The sequence below is a fragment of the Streptomyces sp. A5-4 genome, from assembly GCF_051131715.1.
GTDB lineage: Bacteria > Actinomycetota > Actinomycetes > Streptomycetales > Streptomycetaceae > Streptomyces.
Genome location: NZ_CP178591.1, coordinates 8,816,994 through 8,834,429, shown reverse-complemented (window position 1 = coordinate 8,834,429; position 17,436 = coordinate 8,816,994). Strand labels below are relative to the sequence as shown.

Here is a 17,436-nt window from a genome sequence, read left to right as displayed (position 1 = left end):
GAAAGTCGAGAAAATCTTGTATGAGCCGAGAAACGCACCCAACAGGAACCCGCCCATGATGATCATCATGGCACTGGACACGTGGGGGACGGCACGGGCCGCCGATTCCCGGGGTGTCCCTGCAGGTCACGGGCCGTAGTTCACGGTCGCCCCGAGGGGTGCGGCCACGTCTCGTTGTTCGGCGTTCGTTTGTTCTGCTCCGGTGCTCCGACGTCGAACAACGCGAATCGTCGAATCTGGTGGTGTCGAGGCACGTGTGCCGCCCACTGCGAGTGGCGGTCCGGCTCATAACGGGGAGAAATGCGTGACGGAGGGAAATGGGGCCCCAAGCCCTGAAGGCGCCCGCACACCGGAGGAACTCATCCGGCTGCTCCAGCGCCTACGGGCATGGTCCGAACTGACCTACAGGGAAATGGAGATCCGTGCCGCGCGGCACGGGCTGCACCTTGCGCGGAGTACGGCCGCCGCGGTCCTGGGCAGAGGCGCGCTGCCTCGTACCGGGTTCATCCGCGCCTATGTCACCGCCTGCGGTCTGGCGCCCGAACCGTGGGTCGGCGCCAGACAGCGCATCGCCGCGTCCGGCGGCGGACCTACCGCACCGACTCCGGTCACGGCCGCGGTACCTACCCAGCTGCCCGGCACCGTCGCCGACTTCGGAGGACGGGACATCCAGTTGGCGGCGATCGCGTCGGGCCTGGCACCGCAGGGCGACACGGCTCCGGGTGTCGTGCCCCTGGTGGCGGTCCACGGCACGGCGGGCATCGGCAAGACGTCACTGGCACTGCACGCCGCCCACGCGCTGACCGACCGCTTCGCCGACGGTCAGCTCTTCATCGACCTGCACGGAACAGGTCCGGCGCCGGCCGATCCCCTGCAGATACTCGTCCGCCTCCTGCGCTCGGTGGGAACATACGGCCCCGACCTGCCGGAGTCACTGGAGGAGTTGTCGGCCCTCTTCCGTACGTCCACCGCGGGTCGCAAGCTTCTGGTGGTGCTGGACGACGCGGCCTCGGAGCGTCAGATACAGCCGCTGCTGCCCGGAGCGGGCGGCCCCGCCGTGCTGACCACCAGCCGCTGCCGACTGCCGCCGACCAGTCCTCTCAGGTCACTGACGCTGGGACCGCTGGCATCGGAGGCCGGGGTCGTGATGCTGGACGGCATCCTCGGCGGGAAGCGGGTCGCCGCCGAGCCGGACGCGGCGGATGAGATCGTCGCCCTGTGCGGCCGATGTCCGCTGGCCATACGGATCGCCGGTGCCCGGCTGGTACGCAGGCCCGAGCGGCCCTTGTCCCTCATGGCGCGCCTCCTTCGGGACGAGAGGCACCGACTGGACAAACTGGCCTTCGGTGACCTTTCCGTACGCGACAGCATCGAGCCGAGTTACGAGGCCCTGGCACAGCCCGTCAGGCGGTCCTTTCGGCTGCTCGGTCTGCTGCAGGCGCGGACGTTCCCCGCGTGGGCCGCCGCGGCCCTGCTGGACTGTCCGGTCGAGATCGCCGAGGCGCATGTCGACGCGTTGGTCGACATCGGCCTGCTCACCGCGGTCGGGGCCGACGGCACGGGGCGGCCGAGGTACCGGATGCACGACCTGGTGCGGCTCTATGCCAGGGAGCGGGCCACTGCTGAGGAACCGGCGGGGCTGCGGGAGGCCGCACTGGGCCGGGCATCCCGGTGCGAGGGGTCATCTGACACCTCGCGGGACGATTCCCAGCGGTGGTTCAGTCGCTGGTCGAGGCTGTCGTCGTAGGCCATCGGCGGAGGCGCGTCGGGTGTCCGGTGAGGCATCCGTGTACGGGTTGGCCTGCAGCAGGTACAGCCGGGCGTAGGTTCCGCCGCGGGCCATCAGCTCCCCGTGTCGTCCGTGCTCCACGATCCGTCCGCCGTCCATCACATAGATGCGGTCGGCGCCGCGGACCGCCGAGAAGCGGTGGGAGATCAGCAACACCGTGCGGTCGGCGAACAGTTCACGCACGTGCGCGTTGAGGTTAGCCTCTGCCTGCGGGTCCAGCGACGCGGTCGGTTCGTCGAGGATGAGGAGCGGCGAGTCACGGTAGAAGGCCCGTGCCAGAGCGAGCCGCTGCCACTGCCCCAAGGACAGGTCGGCGCCGTTGGTGAACTCCTTACTCAGGACCGTGTCGTACCCGTGGGGCAGCCGCTCCAGGAATGTGCGCGCGCCCGCCTGCCCGGCGGCGGTCATGACCCCCGCCATGTCAGGTGGGGCGTCCGCGCGGCCGAAGGCGATGGCATCACCGGCGGTGAACTTGTAGCGCTGGAAGTCCTGGAAGACCGGGGCACAGGTCTCGCGGAGCTGGGCGGGGTGGGGCGCCGGGGAGCCGTCGAGTGTCAGGTGCCCGCTGTCGGGTCGGTAGAGGCCGGCGAGGATCTTGGCCAGCGTCGTCTTGCCGGAGCCGTTCTCGCCGACCAGCGCGATGAATTCGCCGCGCGCCACAGCGATGGTCACATCGTGCAGTGCGGGTTGCGGCGAGCCCGGATAGGTGAAGTCGATCGCTTCGGCGGCAAGACCGGTGAATCCGTCATGCTCCCCTGCGCCATGGGCGCCGGCCGCTCGGCGGGGATTGTCGGGGGACGGCTGCCCGTCGGGCTCGTCCGGGGAACGGCTCTCTGTCTCCGTACTGAACGTGCGCAGGTCCATGAGGTAGAAGAGGGACTCGCCGATGCCATTGAAGAGCGCGCCCAGTGTCTGCACCCGGCTGGTCATGAGGAACAGGCCGGTCACAGCGGCGGCCGCCGTGGGCAGGCTGATCAGATCGGACCCGATGGCCCACCAGACGGCGGCGATGACGGCCAGTGTCAGCGCGTCCGCGCCGAGCCGGGCGGCGATACGGGTACGGAGGTAGGTCCGTTGCCACGTCACCGTGGAGTCGATCTCGCGCCGGTACTCGGCGTCCCAGCGTGTCCGCAGGACGGGCCCGAGGTCCAGGGCCCGTACCTCCTTGGCGGCATCCCTGCTGGTGAGCAGCTGCTCCACGTACTGCCGCACCCGGCGGTCCTCGGCAAGGCTGCGGTGCAGGCCGTATCCGGCGTTCCGTTCGGCGCGGGCGGCGCGCAGCACGGGCAGCGCGCTGAGGAACGCGAACGGCAACAGCCACCAGGCCATGATGAGAAAGGCGGCGCCCACGGCGAGCACCGTGAGGACTGCCTGCGACGCCGCGACCAGCATGGTGACGACCATGGCGGGCTGCGAGCGAGAGGCGAACACCGCTCGCTGCAGCCTGTCGTGGAATTCAGGGTCCTCGAAGTGCGACAACTCGGTCCCGGTCGCCGACGCGAGCACGGTCCGGATGACGTGTCGGTCGGTCTTGCAGGCCAGGATCCGGTTGCGCGAGGAACTGAACAGCCGCAGTACCCCGCCCAGAGACCCGATCGCGACGATGACGACGATGGAGGTGATCGCCCCCTGGCCGCCGCCGGAACCGGACGCGGATCCGGCGGTGAGCATGGTGCCGAACACGTTCTTGACGACCAGGACGAGCGCCATGATGCCCAGGGCGGAGGCTAGTTGGGCCACGAGGACCTGGATCAGACAGCGCCGGTCCGCACGCCAGACCAGCCGGACGGCGAAGGCCAGACAGGCGGCCTGCTCACGGGTGTCGAGCTTCTCGGGGTGGGCGGTGGCGGCGGTCACGGCTCACACCCTTTCCGGTACGCGCGTGCAGCGTGCGAGCCACTGCCCGTGTTCCTCGGCGAGGGTGCGCCGGCTTTCGGCGTACTGGAAGTTGTGTCCCTCACCGGACAGCAGGACCAGACGGCAGTGGCCGCCCGCGGCGACGATGCCTCGGTAGAGGCCGAGGGCTTGTTCCGGTGTCGTGGCCGGGTTGGTGTCGTGTGTGCCGTGTACGAGGAGGACGGGTTTGTGCAGCCTGTGCGCGAACAGTAGGGCGCTGAAGGCCTGGTAGACCTCGGGCGCCTCCCAGTAGGAGCGGCGCTCGTACTGGAAGCCGGCGGGCGTGAGGGTGCGGTTGTAGCAGCCGCTGTGCACAATGGCGCCTTCGAACCGGGGCACATGGGCCAGCGCGTGAAGCGCGAGAGTCGCACCGAAGCTGTGTCCGCCGACGACGACCCCGTGGTCGAGAACATCGGGCAGGCGTTCCGCGAGCGTATCCAGTGCCCGGTGCACGGCGCCGGTGATCCACGTGTGCAGGCTGTCCGAAGTGGCGTCGGCGGGCCAGTCGGGGGCCATGTCCAGATACGCGCAGCGGGACGCTCCCGGTGACTGCGGTGACACGATGTCTCGTCCGCCATCGGGCTCGTGCGCCCTCAGCCACAGCAGCAGGGGTCCGGGACGGGCGGGTTCCGCGTCGACCAGCGTCAGTCGCAGGAACGAGACGCCGCTGTCCCCCGGGATCGGGAGCAGGTCGGTCATGGGCGCTGGGGAGGCCGCGCGCGGTGCGGACCAGGCGACCACGGTCTCGGAGTGCAGCACACCGTCCCCCAAGTGCAGGAGGTGCAGCGACGTTGGGTACTCCACCGCCAGGCCCCTGGCGGCGAGGGGGCCGAAACCACGGACCCTCCGGGCGCCGGACGCGGTGGGCGCGTCGAGTGCGGCCCAGGTGACGGCAAGGGCCGATGCGGCAGGATCGAGCGTCGCGATCCCGAGCCGACCGTCGCGGTCCTGGCAGTCCAGCAGCAAGGCGCCGGAGGTGTCGCCGCAAGGGCTGAGGCGTCCGACACGGACACCGTCGGCGCCGGTCAGGGGGACGGTGCCGTGGGGGGCCGCGAGGCAGGGAACGCCGTCGCGGGTGCCCAGTGCCCAGGGCGTTCCGTCGTGCCAGAGCGGTTGCCAGTCCGTACCGGGATCGGGCAGAGCGGCCATGTCCGGGCCCGGGTCGCTCAGGGGGAGCATGCGCAGCGACGGCTCCCGGTCCGAGGCATCGCGCCACGCCAGCACGGCGGGGGCGCCCGCGGCCCAGACCGCCCCGGTCGGTGCCGGTCTGGCGCGGGTGTCCGGCCGCGTGACATCAACGACCATGGAGGCCCAGCGCAGTTGCTGGGAGTGGGTGTGGCGCTCGTCGAGATGCCCGATCAGCGCATGGCCACCGCCGGGGGCGGCATCCAGGGTGCGCACCAGCAGCGGTTCGGTGAGGACCCGGATGTCACCGGTACCGGGGTCCAGGGCCGCGACGCGGACGGCGGCAAGGGTGGCCAGCTCCGCCACACCCTGCGGAAAGGCCAGCCAGCCCGGGCCCTTCGCCTCGAAGGCGACTGCCGTGCGGTCCTCTTCGGGTACGGCAGGCGCAGGCGACGGCGTGAGCACGATGAGGGAGTCGCCGCACCAGACCAGCGGCGGCTGCCGGCTTCCCCCCAGACCGGTGAGCGAAGTGGCCAGACGGACGCGGTTGTGCAACCTGACCGTCCGCGCACGGTAGTCCGCGATCCACGGATGAGCGTGACGGCCCCTCACCGTCAGTCCGGCGACCAGGGGAAGGCCTGGATGCCATGCCGACGCGCAGGGTACGAGGTTGTCGACGGGCAGAGGCCATGGGCGGTCGTCGCCGAGGCGGCCGATGTCGACCCGCGTGGGACGTGCCCGGCCGGTGTCGAGCCCGGACAGCCCGGGATCGACCCTCATCTCGCCCCACACCGCCGTCGAGGGGTGTGCTTCGGCACGGCTGGGATGCACCGGCGCGGTGATCAACGCCCAGGCCTTCAGATCCGGGGCGGAGTCCACCCGCTGCCAGGTTGCCTGCTGCTCGGTGCTGTCCGCAGCTGTCGCATCGGACATCTTGTCGGACGTCTTGCCGGACGTCTTGTCGGACCTCGCGGCAGACTCCGTATCGGACCTCGTGTCCAACCTCGTGCCGGTTTCAGCTTGCACGGCGGACCGCCGGTGCGACGAGGGTGACACTGTCGATCAGTGCCTTGACCCCGCCGATGCCGGAAGCGGGCGCGCAGACCGGTTCGCCGTGGACGTCCAGCCCGAGTGCGCAAGGCACCCCCAGGTCGGCCAGTTCCTGCGGGAGTTGGGCCTCGGCGTTCACCACGGTGGTACTGACCGTGTCGCGCCTGGCTGGCTCCATGAACGTCAGAAGGTGCTTGAGCGAGCGGCAGGCCGGACAGTCGTCCGAGACGAAGAGCCTGACCGAACTCACCTGCTTGTCGCAGGACTGGGGCGACTTGGCGTCCTGGCGGCGGTCGATGGTGCGGACGACGCCGTAGGTGACGGCGGAGGAGAGCAGCATGACACCCGCACGCAGCAGCGGCCTGCGGCCCGGGGCGGCGGCCGACGCCGCGGCCCCGGCGGCTGCGGCGACCGCGTTCATCCGGAGGTGTGTCCGTCCGATCGCGGCGAGGTGGGCGGCGCCGAAGCAGGCGCATGGGGCGCCCTTCATCCGGTGTGCGGCGACGGCCAGGGCTGTGTACGCGGTCATCGGGACGAGCCCCGCGAGGCGCCCGGGTACGAGGACCGTGGCGGCCGTTGCGGCGAGTTCGGCGGCTGCGACCAGTTTGGGGCCGTGCGGAGTGGTGAGCGGGCCCGCCTGGACGGGCCAGTCGAGCTGGTCGGCGGGCGTGACCGTCTTGGCGATCCCCGAGACCATCAGGGGACCGGCGAGCGCGGCCACCGTGACGTCCGGCAGCAGGTGCAGCGCACGCTGAAGGGTGACTGGCAAGGACCTACCTCCGATGAGTGTCCGGCGTGACGGAGTCCGCCGCAGTGGTGTCGACCGGGGCCGGTTCGCCCCGGGCATCGTCGTGCGGCGCACCGCCGCCGGGGGCGTGACGGCCGTCATGGGCGTCGTCGCCGTCATGGGCGTCCGCAGGCCGGAGCCAGCCGCCGGCGGCAAGCGCGGCGCCCATCCGCCGTACCGCCTCACCGCCGGGCTCGGCATCGCGTGCCGGTGGTCCGTCGGTGAGAAGCCGTGCGAGAAGCGCCGCCTCCTGCTCACCACATTCGACGATGCTCAGCGTCGAGGCCCGGACGAGGACGGCTCCGCCGAACGGCAGCGGTGTGAGGGTGACGTGGGGAGCGAGTCGTGGAGCGCGTCGAGACGAATCGGTGGGATCAGACATGTTCAACCTCGCAGCCATCGGTCGAGCCACACCATCCTCAGCAGGACGAGGGCGTGGGCACTGAGATCACGGCCGTCGCGCAGGAGGGTGATCAGAGCGGCCGGATCGACCAGCCCCATGTCCGCTAGGGCGAAGCCGTGTTCCAGTTCGGTGATGACCTTGCGGCGTTCCCGGTGCAGGTACTCGGCCGCCGCGAGCCGCAGCCAGTAGCGCGGCGCGCTCTTGCGCACACCCCTGACCCGGTGGGCGGCCGCCGCGGTCCGCATGGGCACGTGCGACTGGAAGGAGCCGCCTCGGATCCGGCCGAGACGGGACGCCGACAGGGCACCGATCGCGTCCAACACCCCGGGGTCCAGGGCCGGCAGGCGGCCACCGCCGTCCCCGTACTCGGTCAGTGCCGCGTCGGCCCGGCCGATGACGGTCGGCAGCAGTTCCAGGTGGTCCCGCCACAGGGCAAGCGATCCGCGCCGCGAGGCGTCGAAGGCGTCCCTGCCCTTGTCGGTGAGTCCGGGAACCCGGTCGGCGCCCGTGGGTGAGGGCGGCTGTGGAGCCCCCACGCGTTGGCTGTCGGGCAGGGACTGCTCGCGGTCGGGATCATGGACCACGCCCTTGTCGAACATCGCTCGGGCCTGCTCCAGCGAGGCGAGGGTTCCGGAGACGTGGAAGGGTTCGCAGCCGAGCAGCCGCCAACTGCGTACGCCCGGGTTCGCGTCGGGCAGCCGTGCCGACATCAGTGAGTCGAGCAGCCCCCCGCTCACGACGGGAAGTCCGCTGTGCGCGGTGAGCCGTTCGGCCAGCAGCCGGGGCACCTCGGTGTCCGGCAGCGGCGGGAAGGCCGCTTCCCCGCCGGTCCGGTGGTCCAGGAGCTCAAGGAGATCCACGGGCACCCTTTCGCACTCAAGTCCCGGTACGCGGGGCAGCGCCGGGGAACCGAAGCCCGGTCCGAAGTCGGCGTGCACCAGCGGCGGACGGTGACCGGCGCGCAGGGCACAGACTGCGAGGAAGACCGACGACAGTCCTCCGCTGAAGGCGATGGCGTACGGTTCCTGCGCCGCGCCGAGAGCCCGGCCGAGAGCCCGTTTCGGTGACTGCGCGGTCCGGGCGGTCGGAGGTCGGTGCCGGCTCATCCGTACGCCGTCGCGGTCGACCTGTACGGTCACGCCGACGGCCAGCCGGTGCACTCCCGGCAGGGGTGTGCTGTCGGGCGCGGGGGCCGAACCCAGGACCATGGCCAGCAGGGCTCCGGGGTCGGGCGGTGGCAGTGGCTGCCCGTCGTGGAAGTCCGATAGATCGCCGCTCCACTCCAGCCTGCCGTGGCCCACCCGGTAGTACAGGGGCACGCGGCCCGGGGTGTCCCGACGCAGTTCGAAGGCCGCGTCCGACTGACGGATGCGCGCTCCCAGCGGTTCCGCCGTCAGCTCGGGGCGTGTTCGGCTCACCCGGCAGTCGGCGCTCGTGACGACATCACGCACTTGTCTCCCCCTCCAGTGCGTTCGTGTAGACCTCGACGTACTCCTCCTTCACTGGGAGGGAGGTGCTGAGAACGTGGCGGCCGCACTGCACCCAGGCGTAGAAGCCGGCCGGCGGCGCGGCGGGAACCGTCTCCCGGCCGAGATGGAACGACGCCGGGTAGCCCATCTCACGCAGGCCCACCGTCAGATAGAGCGCGTCCTCCACCGGGTCGAGGAACCCGACGGTCAGCCGCTGCACGGCCCGCAGGCGGGACACGGCCGAGTGGGCCCGAGGCGTCCGCTGCCCGTGCGGGCCGGCGCCCTGGGGCCAGGAACCGAAGTCGAACATCCCGCCGTCCCGACGAGACGACTCGAGAAATTCCTTGCCCGCGCGTGCCGATTTCAGCAGCGCGGTCCAGTCCGTCATCATTTCCCGCACACCTTTTCTGCCATGAGGAATTCAGTCGGGAAGGATTCCGGGTTCCGGGTTCCGGGTTCCGGGTTCCGGGTTCCGGGTTCCGGGTTCCGGGTTCCGGGTTCCGACGGTGATGGTGCTGCAGGCCGCCCGCAGCACCATCGCCTTTTCGGTCACTGCTTCTCAACAGTGGCCGTCATGTGCCCAGAAGCTCAGGGAGTTTCGCACTCCCACCATTCACAGACGAGCCCGGAGCAGCAGTCGGAGTCCCAGATACATGTCGCCCCGTTGGGGCTGCATGCCTCGGCCACCGCGGTGGGCTGCGAGAACATGTGCTCCTGGAGCCCGCCGGCCGCGAGACGCTCGGCCACGGATACACCCGTCATGGCCTTTCCCTTCCCTTGGGGTGGGTGCCGGCCGGTCAGGCGCGGCAGGTCCACCATTCGCAGAAGCGCGGGTTGCAGCAGTCCGAGTCGAACCAGCAGCTCTGCCCGGGGTACTTGCACTCCTCGGCGACGGCGGTCGGCTCGGCGAACATGTGCTGCTGAAGGCCGCCGGCCGCGAGGCGCTCAGCGACAGAAACACCCGTCATAGCGTGTCGTTCCCTTCGATTACGAGCGGCGAACCGCTCTCGTTTCCGCTGTCCTTCCGAACATTACGAGCGTGTTTCCGGGCCGAGCAATGCTTTCCACGTGTCCCGGACTGTCCCGGACTGTCCAGGCCCGGAACGGCTGGTGAAATTCCTTGACGCGCAGGCAGCGGCCCGGGTTTTCTTCTCGCACGTGCTATTTCCCTCGGAATGCGTCACGCCATAAGCATGAGGGGTGCTCAGTGAATTTCAGCGTAATTTCCCGGGAGATCGGCGGCGAGGCCTGCCTGTTGCTCGTGGACGACGGAACGCACTGGCGCCTGCCCGCCCACGATCATCCCGGGCCCGTGGGGGCCAACGCCGCGATGGCCGGGCGTTACGGGCTGGCCACGACCACCCTGGACATCCTGCGCGTCGCCCGCTCCGGCGCGGCGGAGCGGCTGTTCATCCACGAACTGCACAACGCCTCGGCCTCGTTGCCCAACGGAGCCCGGTGGGTCACGGCCGCGGACCTCTCGGAGCGCGGGCCGGTGAAGGAGGACCAGCGGCGGATGGTGGAACAGTGGGCGCGGTGGCGCGCCGAACAGGCCAGGCCTTCCTCCCATGCCGGTGGCTCTGAAGGATGGCTGCCGTGGCGCACCCCGGGATGGTTCGTGGAAACCGTCGCGTGGGCTGTCGCCCGGGCCGGGGAACTCGACGTCGAGTTGGTCGGGCCTCCTGAACAGGCCGACTTCCGCGCCTGGTCGTACCACCTGCGGATGCCGACGCGGCAGGGCGTGGTCCATCTCAAGGCGAGCGCGCCTCCGCACGGCCACGAGCCCGCACTGACCCGGCTCCTGGCTCAGTGGTTCCCGGGACAGGTGCCGACGGTCCTCGCCTGCGACACCCACCGACGGCTGATGCTGACAGCGGACTTCGGTCCGGTGATCCAGCCGCAAGGCGAGGCCCGGATCACCGCCGCCTTCCGCGCGGTGGCCGGCGACATCGCACGGATACAGCGCTCGGCGTCGGCGGGCACACCCCGGATCGCGGCGACCGGCTGCCCGCACCACCGGCTCGAGCAACTGCCGGAGTTCTTCACCCGTCTCGTCGAGGAAGCCGCCGCCGAGGGAGAGCTGACCCGCGACGACCAGGCCGCGCTGAGGCGACTGCGTCCCGGGCTGGCCCGCGACTGCGCACGGCTGGCGTCCTTCGGGATACCGCAGAGCGTCGTCCACCACGATCTGTGGCGGGGAAACTTCCGGGCGGACGGCGACAAGGTCCTCGTCTTCGACTGGGCAGACAGCGTTCTCACCCACCCGTTTCTCCAACTGGGCGTCCTGCTGGCGGATCTGGACGGTGCCCTGGGGTCCGGCGCGGACCCCGGGGCGGTGATCAGCAGCTACACGGCCGCCTGGCACGGATACGGCTCCCCCGCTGAACTGCGCGAGGCGGCCTCTCTGGCGATCGCACTCAGCCCGGTCAGCCGTGCGCTACTGATGCGCGAGCGGCTGACCGGCGCTCCCCCGCACATGCGGAACACCTACCGCGGTTCGGTCACCGCGCCCCTGCGTTCCTGTCTCACCCCGGCCCCCTCCTCCGCCGGCCGGTCCTGTTCCTGACTTGAGAGCCCCGCGAGGAGCCGTATGCGCAGCCATGCCCTGCCGAACCTCCGGCGTGTGACCGCGGCCGCGGCCGTCGGCACCGTCCTTCTCGGCCTGTCGGCGCACAGCGCACCGTCCGCCCACCCCCAGGCCTCACCCACATCGCTGGCACCGGCGGTGGCGTTCGTGCGATGGCTGCCGTGCGACCAAGTACTCGGCAACGCGCCACCGGTGGATCCCAAGGTCGCCGACTGTGCCGTGCGGAGCGTGCCGCGAGACCACTCCCGCCCCGCCGACGGAACGGTCGAGGTGGTGATGCTCCGGCACAAGGCCAGGAACCCGGGGCACCGCAGGGAATCCCTGTTCGTCAACCCCGGTGGCCCCGGCCAGTCGGGACTGCATTTCGCCTACCGGGCGGAAAAGTACCTGACCGGCGAAGTCCTGGCGCGATACGACGTCATCGGCTTCGATCCACGCGGAGTCGGGCAGAGTGCGGCTGTGAAGTGCTTCACCAGTCAGGAGGAGGCGGATGCGGCACGCGGGGAACGGATCAGGGCACCGCGGACCCCCGCCGAAACGGCGACGACGATCCGGGCGGACCGCGCCTACACCGACGCCTGCGCCCGCGATGCCGGCCCCCTCCTGCCGCACGTCACCACGGCGGACGTCGCCCGCGACCTCGATCTGCTGCGGCAGGGTGTCAAGGCGCCGAGGCTCAACTTCGCCGGTTTCTCCTACGGTTCGATGATCGGCGCCACCTACACCAACCTGTTCCCCCGGCACACCGGGGCGCTGATCCTCGACGGCAACATCGACCCGCTACTGCGCATGACGGACGGTCCGGCGTACGACCGGCGGCGGGCCGACGGCGCCGAAGACGTGCTGCGCGCCTTCCTGCGGGACTGCGTCCGGGCCGACGAACGGTGCGCGTTCGGCGACGGCTCCCCAGCCACGGCGCTCAACGCGATCCACGACCGCCTGCGCCAGGGCCCGCTCACTCTGCCGGGCGGCGGCACCGTCGACTCCGGCAGTTTCAGCGACCAAGTGCTGGGCGCGCTGTCCGACGGCGATCTGACGGGGCTCGCGACCTCGCTCAAGGCCCTGCAGGCAGTCATGGACGGCAGCAACAGCCCGGGGGACACGACACCGGCGCGGCTCTTCCGTGTCAGGTCGGATCACGAGGACCAGAACCACGAGAGTCGGAACCACGAGATTCAGAAGCACGAAGCAGCCAAACCCCGCAGCGCCTACCGCGGTGACGACTCCGGTGACGCCGTGAACTGCTCCGAGAAGCCCTACCCTCGGCGCGTCGGCACCTGGTCCGAACGGGCTGCCTCATGGGAGCGCACCAGTCCCACCTTCGGGCGGGCGCAGGCTTTCGATTCCCTGCCCTGCGCCACTTGGCCCGTCCGTCCGCAGGACACGGCCGCCTACACCGGGCCCTGGGACCGCCCCGTCGCCCGGACGGCGCTGGTCGTCGGCAACCGGCTCGACCCCGTCACACCCCACCTCTTCGCCGAACGCATGGCCGACCGGCTCGCGAACGCCCGCCTCCTCACGGCCGACATGTACGGGCACACGGCCATGGGACTCAACACCTGCGTGGACGAGCTGGCCACGCGCTATCTGATCGACGGCGACCTGCCCCGGCCGGGCACGGTCTGCCCGGCGAACGAGCCGCCCTTCGGATCCCCGTAGAGGTCCGCCACGCCGGAGAATGAGAGACACGTTCGCTCTCGACCGCGCCAGGAGTCACCCATGTCCATCCGCCGAGTCATGCCCGACATCCGATCAGAGGCCATGGCAGGCGACCGCGCGCGATCCGGGCACGGCGACTGGCACCCCTCGCGTCCAGAGGCAGCCGGGAGGCTTTGCTGGTACGAAGCCTGGCTTCGCCGGTCGCCGTCCGATCTCGAGGAAGCGTTTACGGACCAGGAGCAGAGTGTGTGGGCCGATGCCCTGGCCGAGGAGGTACGGACCACCTATCCGGGCGTGCGCCTCGTTCTCGGAATCGATCGCGGCCCGTATCTCGTGCTGTTCTGGATTCTCCGCCCGGTGAGCGAGCGAGGCGTTGTCACGTTGTCGGGGGTGCGATCCGGTAGCGGCGGGTCGGTGTGTGTTGGGGCCCTGGTGGTGGCGGTGGGTCAGGCCGTGGCGGGCAGGGCGGTGGTGCCGGTGATCTGGTCCCAGATCGCGAAGCGGATGGTCATTTCGAGGCGGTGTTCGGCGGCGGTGAGCAGGTGGCGGCGGGGTCGGAAGTGGGGTGAGATGCCGCTGTACGGGGCCAGGAACCTTTGCGCGGCTCCGACGGAGCGGAAGCCCTTCATCGCGCGTTCGCGCTGCCTGGTGGGCTGGTGGGAGTTCTCGGCGCGGTTGTTCAAGCCTTTGTGCGAGCGGTGCTCCACCGAGGGCATGACCTGCCGGTGGACGGCACCGTAGGACCGGAGCTTGTCGGTGACGATCACCCGGGGGCACCGACCCGGTGCCCTTCAGCAGTTTCTTGAAGAAACGCCTGGCCGCGGCCGCGTCACGACGCCTCTGCACGAGGATGTCCAGGACGTTGCCGTCGGCGTCGACCGCCCGCCACAGGTACTTCTGCTCGCCGTTGATCTTTACGAAGACCTCGTCCAGATGCCACTTGTCGCCCGGCCGCGGGCGCCGGCGGCGCAGCTCGTTGGCGTAGGACTGCCCGAACTTCAGACACCACCGGCGCACCGTCTCAAAGGAGACCACGACACCGCGCTGCAGCATCAGCTCCTCGACCTCCCGGAACGACAGCGGGAACCGGAAGTACAGCCACACACAGTACGAGATCACCTCCACCGGATACCGGTGATTTGCTGTACGACGGCGACGCGGACAACACGAAACGACCCCTCCCGGAACGAGCAATTACAAGATCACCCCACGGGGCGCCACCAACAACGTGACAATGCCCGTCGACTGGCAGCGCCACTACGTAGGGCTGCGTGCCCTGCTGGAGGCCGGCGGAACGCTGGAGGAACTCCTGCCCGGAGTGACCTGGCGCGGAGACGACATGGACGCTGGCCGGCAAGGCAACAGCCGGACTGGGACCGGCTCAACGACGAACAGCAGCGCCGCCTGAGCGTGCTGGGGGTGAAACCAGCTGCACGGCCACAGAAAGCCCCCGCGCGAACCAGTGCGACGCTGGGGGACGGCGAAAGGCCCCGACGCCTTCACACGCGGCCTCACAGCCCTCAAGCAGTACATCGCACGGGAGACTACGACCGCTGTGCCGCGCGGGCATCGAGCACCTGGAAGACGGCACCCCCGTACGACTCGGTATCCGGCTCTCGAATCTCAAAAATCGGCGCGACCGGTTGAGTGAGCGGCAGTTGGCGGCGCCGGCCGAGCGCGGGCTCGACTGAGCAGCGGGATGACGACGCGGATAGCCCGGACCGTCGTGCTCAAGACTCGCGTCGATCAAGGGCGGGGCATCCCGCCTGACAGCCTTGCAGGTCGGGGCTGACGGAGTGAGTCCACCAGAAAGGGCATGTCGTCGGGGGCTTGAGGGGTGTGGTGGTGTCGAGCACCGCCACACCCCTCGCCGTCAACGCCGGACGTCCACCGTCACTTGCACGCCACCACGGCCGGCAACGGCTGCACCTGCGGCGCCCACCGCCACGGCCGCCTCAAGGGGTCGACACCGTACGGATGCTGGCCTCGCCGGCAAAGGCGGGCACAACATTCGGGCCAGGAGCCGGTGTCTCTCAGCTCAGCGGCCGGACCCGAGCTGTGACCGTCGGCGTCCCACGCGCCGGCGGAGCAGCACGACGGCATACAGCAGCCCCGCGCCGATCACCGCGCCCGCCAGGCGCCTGGTGAGGCTGCCCGACGGATCCCCGGTCGCGTGGTCGGGGCTCTGGGCGCCGGCCTTTCCGTCCTGGCCGCTGCCCGGGCCCGAGCTCTGGCCGCGGGTTTTGCCGGCGGCGCTCGAGTGGTCGCCGCCCATCCAGATCCGGGAGCCGTCGGCGGAGGGGCTGGCCGCCCGGGTGGACCGGTCGGTGTCCTTCCTCATGTCCGCCCAGCGTTCGCGGAACGCCTCGGCCGTGGCGACCTTGCGCAGGTCGAGCCGGGAGAGGTCGACGCCGCCGTAGATGTACGTCTTCGTGTAGATGTAGTTGCCCTTGCGGGTCTTTTCGGTGTACTTGAACTCGCCCTCCTTGAAGGAACGTACGTAGGCATCGAAGGTGTCGCGGGGCTTCCAGGTGGTGTGTGTCTGCCATCGGCTCACGTCGCCCCGGTCGATGAGGTTGCCGTAGGTGGTGGGGTGGTCGGTGTCGCGCTGGCGGTACCACTCGGCGGCGACGCGGGAGAGGTAGACGCGGCGCAGGTCCGCGTACTGCGGGGCCTGGTTCACGGCGCGCTCGATGCCGGGCAGGATCAGGTCCCTGAACGTCGTCTCGTTCCGTGCCGCGGCCGCGGGGTCGGTGCTGCCCTTGCAGGAGGCGGCGCCCGTACCGCCCGGTCCGGACAGGTGCTGGGACTGCATCTTCACCTTCAGGGGCGCGTCGAGGATGTAGAGCTGGCCGTCGTCCTCGTTGACGCGGGCTTCACCGGGGACGATCCAGGTGCGGAAGGACAGGCACTCCTTGCCGATCCGGTTCCAGAACTTCTTGCCCAGCGGCGTTTTCGGATGGATCAGGGCCGCGGTGGTCTTCTTCAGCTGGAGGTCGGCCTGGAGCAGGACGCGGCCGACGTCGGTGCGGCCCAGGGAGGGATCGACGATGCGGTCCGGCTCGGTCGGGTTGAGGTTCACCCAGAACGTGGAAGGCGGCATGGAGAGCCAGACGAAGAAGGCGTCCGAGGTCACCTTCGCGGCTTCGACGCCGGCCTGCGAGTTCTTCTGGGGTTTACCGGGACCCGCGCTGAAGGCGTAGCGCAGCCCCTTGCCCGAGTCGGAGAGGTAGCGCAGTTCCAGGGTGGTGAAGTCGATGCCGCCCGGTGCGGAGGCCGGGTCAGCCAGGGCCTTGGCCAAGCCGCTCGCTTCCCGCGCCGGCGCGTTCTTGTCGCAGGGCCCGGATCGCACCAGGCCGGCACGGGTGAACACAGCGGGCACCGCAGCCGTGGCGGGCGGCCTCCCCTTCCAGGCGGCGCCGTCGGCGGTGGTGGCGGGGCACGGGACCCCGGACGCGTTCAGGACGTCGCTGGTCTCGTTCTCGTAGCTTTTCTCCACTCGCAGCTCGTGCGCGTACTCCTTCTTCGCCCGCGCTATGCCGCTCCCCAGTTCCAGGCGGGCCTGCTGGTTGCGGTCTGTCGAGATCTCTTTGTACTTGGCGTGGACCGCAGCGACCGCCTTATTCCGCTCGCCGGCCGAGGTGTGCGTCTTATTCGCGATAGCGATCTTCTGGTTGCGCTGGGCGATCTGTGCTTCGGTCAGGCCGTAGTCGTACGAGTGGAAACGGCGTGCGTCGCCGTCGACAGCCTCCTCGCACTCCGGGCAGTAGTCCCTTTCCGAGGCCCAGGCGAGCTCCTTGAAGCCGGCGCCCGCGTAGGCCGGGTCGGTGGCAAGACGCGCCAGCGCCCGCAGGACGAGGGTCTCGGAGTGACGGCCGGAGGCCTCGCCGGCGTCATGGGCTTTCTCGCTCCCGGGGAAACTCATCCCCCCGACCATCAGCACGTGGTCGAGGCCCGCCTCGCGTATGCCTTGGTAGGCCCCTGCGGGCAGGTAGTCGCGGAAGACGAAGAGGTCGACCTTCCGGTAGACGACCAGGGGCCCGAAATCCTGGGGCGGTTTGCTGACGATGGCGTCCAACTGCTCTTCGCTCAGGCCGGTCGGATCGGCGAGCGTGAACGCGACGTTGGCCAGTTCGCTGAACGCCCTGACTGGCTGCTCCTTCTCCATGGCGTACCGGATCATCAGGAGCTCTTTCATGAGCTTGTCCTCGTAGTACGGCAGCTTCCCGCTGTGCGGGAGCGCCGCCGGTGACGACGGCGCCCACCGCGGTGCGGTGATGCTCTCCGGTCGTGTCTGGGCGGGACGGGTTCCCGCCCAGGGCGACGCTTGGGCAGCAATACCGGTGAGCGAAAGGGCCAGGGCGAGAACGGTGGTGATGGAGCGCAGGATTGTCGCGCGGCGGTGGCGAGCACGGGAGATCACAGAGACGCGTCCTTTACAGGCGTAGTGGGTCGCGACGGCACGAACGGACCACGGCGGAGCCGATACTCTGGCCCGGCCGCCTCGCATCCTGGTGCCTCACGCCCAGCAGACACCCGGCCATGAGACCGGCCATTGGTGACCGGTCAGGTGTAGAGGGGACTCCGGTCCAGGGAAGTGGAGACGGCTCAGCGCCAGGCCTTTGCAAATGACAGGGTCCATGGACGGCTGCGGTGACGGTTCCCTACGCT

Annotated in this window: 13 protein-coding genes and 1 pseudogene; 4 read left to right on the top strand and 10 right to left on the bottom strand. The window is 70.0% G+C overall.

The genetic code is table 11. From position 1 onward, the window contains the following. The first annotated feature begins 304 nt into the window (after positions 1 to 304). Positions 305 to 1,747, top strand: a complete 1,443-nt coding sequence (locus tag ACLLJJ_RS41300) for a hypothetical protein (RefSeq protein WP_434599945.1) — start codon at positions 305 to 307, stop codon at positions 1,745 to 1,747. Here the strand turns inward: ACLLJJ_RS41300 and ACLLJJ_RS41295 are convergent. From ACLLJJ_RS41295 to ACLLJJ_RS41260, 8 genes are all read right to left on the bottom strand, one after another. Continuing rightward, positions 1,682 to 3,646: an ABC transporter ATP-binding protein gene (locus tag ACLLJJ_RS41295; RefSeq protein ID WP_434599944.1), complete on the bottom strand. Its 1,965-nt coding sequence runs from the start codon at positions 3,644 to 3,646 to the stop codon at positions 1,682 to 1,684. The genes ACLLJJ_RS41300 and ACLLJJ_RS41295 overlap by 66 nt on opposite strands. 3 nt (positions 3,647 to 3,649) lie before the next feature. Beyond that, positions 3,650 to 5,743 carry an alpha/beta hydrolase family protein gene (locus ACLLJJ_RS41290; protein ID WP_434599943.1) on the bottom strand — a complete coding sequence of 698 codons (2,094 nt, stop codon included), beginning with the start codon at positions 5,741 to 5,743 and terminating at the stop codon, positions 3,650 to 3,652. An 82-nt stretch (positions 5,744 to 5,825) separates the two neighbouring features. Next, positions 5,826 to 6,629 carry a hypothetical protein gene (locus tag ACLLJJ_RS41285; RefSeq protein WP_434599942.1) on the bottom strand — a complete coding sequence of 268 codons (804 nt, stop codon included), beginning with the start codon at positions 6,627 to 6,629 and terminating at the stop codon, positions 5,826 to 5,828. 4 nt (positions 6,630 to 6,633) lie between these two features. Further along, positions 6,634 to 7,029, bottom strand: coding sequence for an actinodefensin-associated protein B (gene adfB, locus ACLLJJ_RS41280; protein WP_434599941.1), 396 nt, complete (start codon positions 7,027 to 7,029; stop codon positions 6,634 to 6,636). A gap of 2 nt (positions 7,030 to 7,031) precedes the next feature. Beyond that, positions 7,032 to 8,501: a hypothetical protein gene (locus ACLLJJ_RS41275; RefSeq protein ID WP_434599940.1), complete on the bottom strand. Its 1,470-nt coding sequence runs from the start codon at positions 8,499 to 8,501 to the stop codon at positions 7,032 to 7,034. Continuing rightward, positions 8,494 to 8,910: a hypothetical protein gene (locus ACLLJJ_RS41270; protein ID WP_434599939.1), complete on the bottom strand. Its 417-nt coding sequence runs from the start codon at positions 8,908 to 8,910 to the stop codon at positions 8,494 to 8,496. The genes ACLLJJ_RS41275 and ACLLJJ_RS41270 overlap by 8 nt, the downstream gene beginning before the upstream one ends. A 197-nt stretch (positions 8,911 to 9,107) precedes the next feature. Continuing rightward, the gene (locus ACLLJJ_RS41265; RefSeq protein ID WP_434599938.1) at positions 9,108 to 9,281 is read right to left on the bottom strand and encodes a hypothetical protein; all 174 of its coding nucleotides are present in this window, start codon (positions 9,279 to 9,281) and stop codon (positions 9,108 to 9,110) included. Positions 9,282 to 9,316: 35 nt separating this feature from the next. Continuing rightward, on the bottom strand, positions 9,317 to 9,487 hold the full coding sequence (locus ACLLJJ_RS41260) for a hypothetical protein (RefSeq protein ID WP_434599937.1): 171 nt from the start codon (positions 9,485 to 9,487) through the stop codon (positions 9,317 to 9,319). Between the two features lie 239 nt (positions 9,488 to 9,726). Here ACLLJJ_RS41260 and ACLLJJ_RS41255 point away from each other — a divergent pair, with 239 nt between their 5' ends. Both ACLLJJ_RS41255 and ACLLJJ_RS41250 read left to right on the top strand, forming a co-directional pair. After that, complete coding sequence (locus ACLLJJ_RS41255; RefSeq protein WP_434599935.1) at positions 9,727 to 11,085, top strand: phosphotransferase; 1,359 nt, start codon at positions 9,727 to 9,729, stop codon at positions 11,083 to 11,085. A gap of 24 nt (positions 11,086 to 11,109) precedes the next feature. Next, positions 11,110 to 12,765, top strand: coding sequence for an alpha/beta hydrolase (locus ACLLJJ_RS41250; RefSeq protein WP_434599934.1), 1,656 nt, complete (start codon positions 11,110 to 11,112; stop codon positions 12,763 to 12,765). Positions 12,766 to 13,211: 446 nt separating this feature from the next. Here ACLLJJ_RS41250 and ACLLJJ_RS41245 read toward each other — a convergent pair. Continuing rightward, positions 13,212 to 13,890: pseudogene (locus tag ACLLJJ_RS41245) on the bottom strand (IS6 family transposase). 109 nt (positions 13,891 to 13,999) lie between these two features. On the opposite strand from ACLLJJ_RS41245, the gene ACLLJJ_RS41240 reads away from it, so the two are divergent. Further along, positions 14,000 to 14,173: a hypothetical protein gene (locus ACLLJJ_RS41240; protein ID WP_434599933.1), complete on the top strand. Its 174-nt coding sequence runs from the start codon at positions 14,000 to 14,002 to the stop codon at positions 14,171 to 14,173. A 630-nt stretch (positions 14,174 to 14,803) separates the two neighbouring features. On the opposite strand, the gene ACLLJJ_RS41235 is transcribed toward ACLLJJ_RS41240, so the two are convergent. Beyond that, the gene (locus ACLLJJ_RS41235) at positions 14,804 to 17,188 is read right to left on the bottom strand and encodes a hypothetical protein (RefSeq protein ID WP_434599932.1); all 2,385 of its coding nucleotides are present in this window, start codon (positions 17,186 to 17,188) and stop codon (positions 14,804 to 14,806) included. Positions 17,189 to 17,436: the final 248 nt, after the last annotated feature.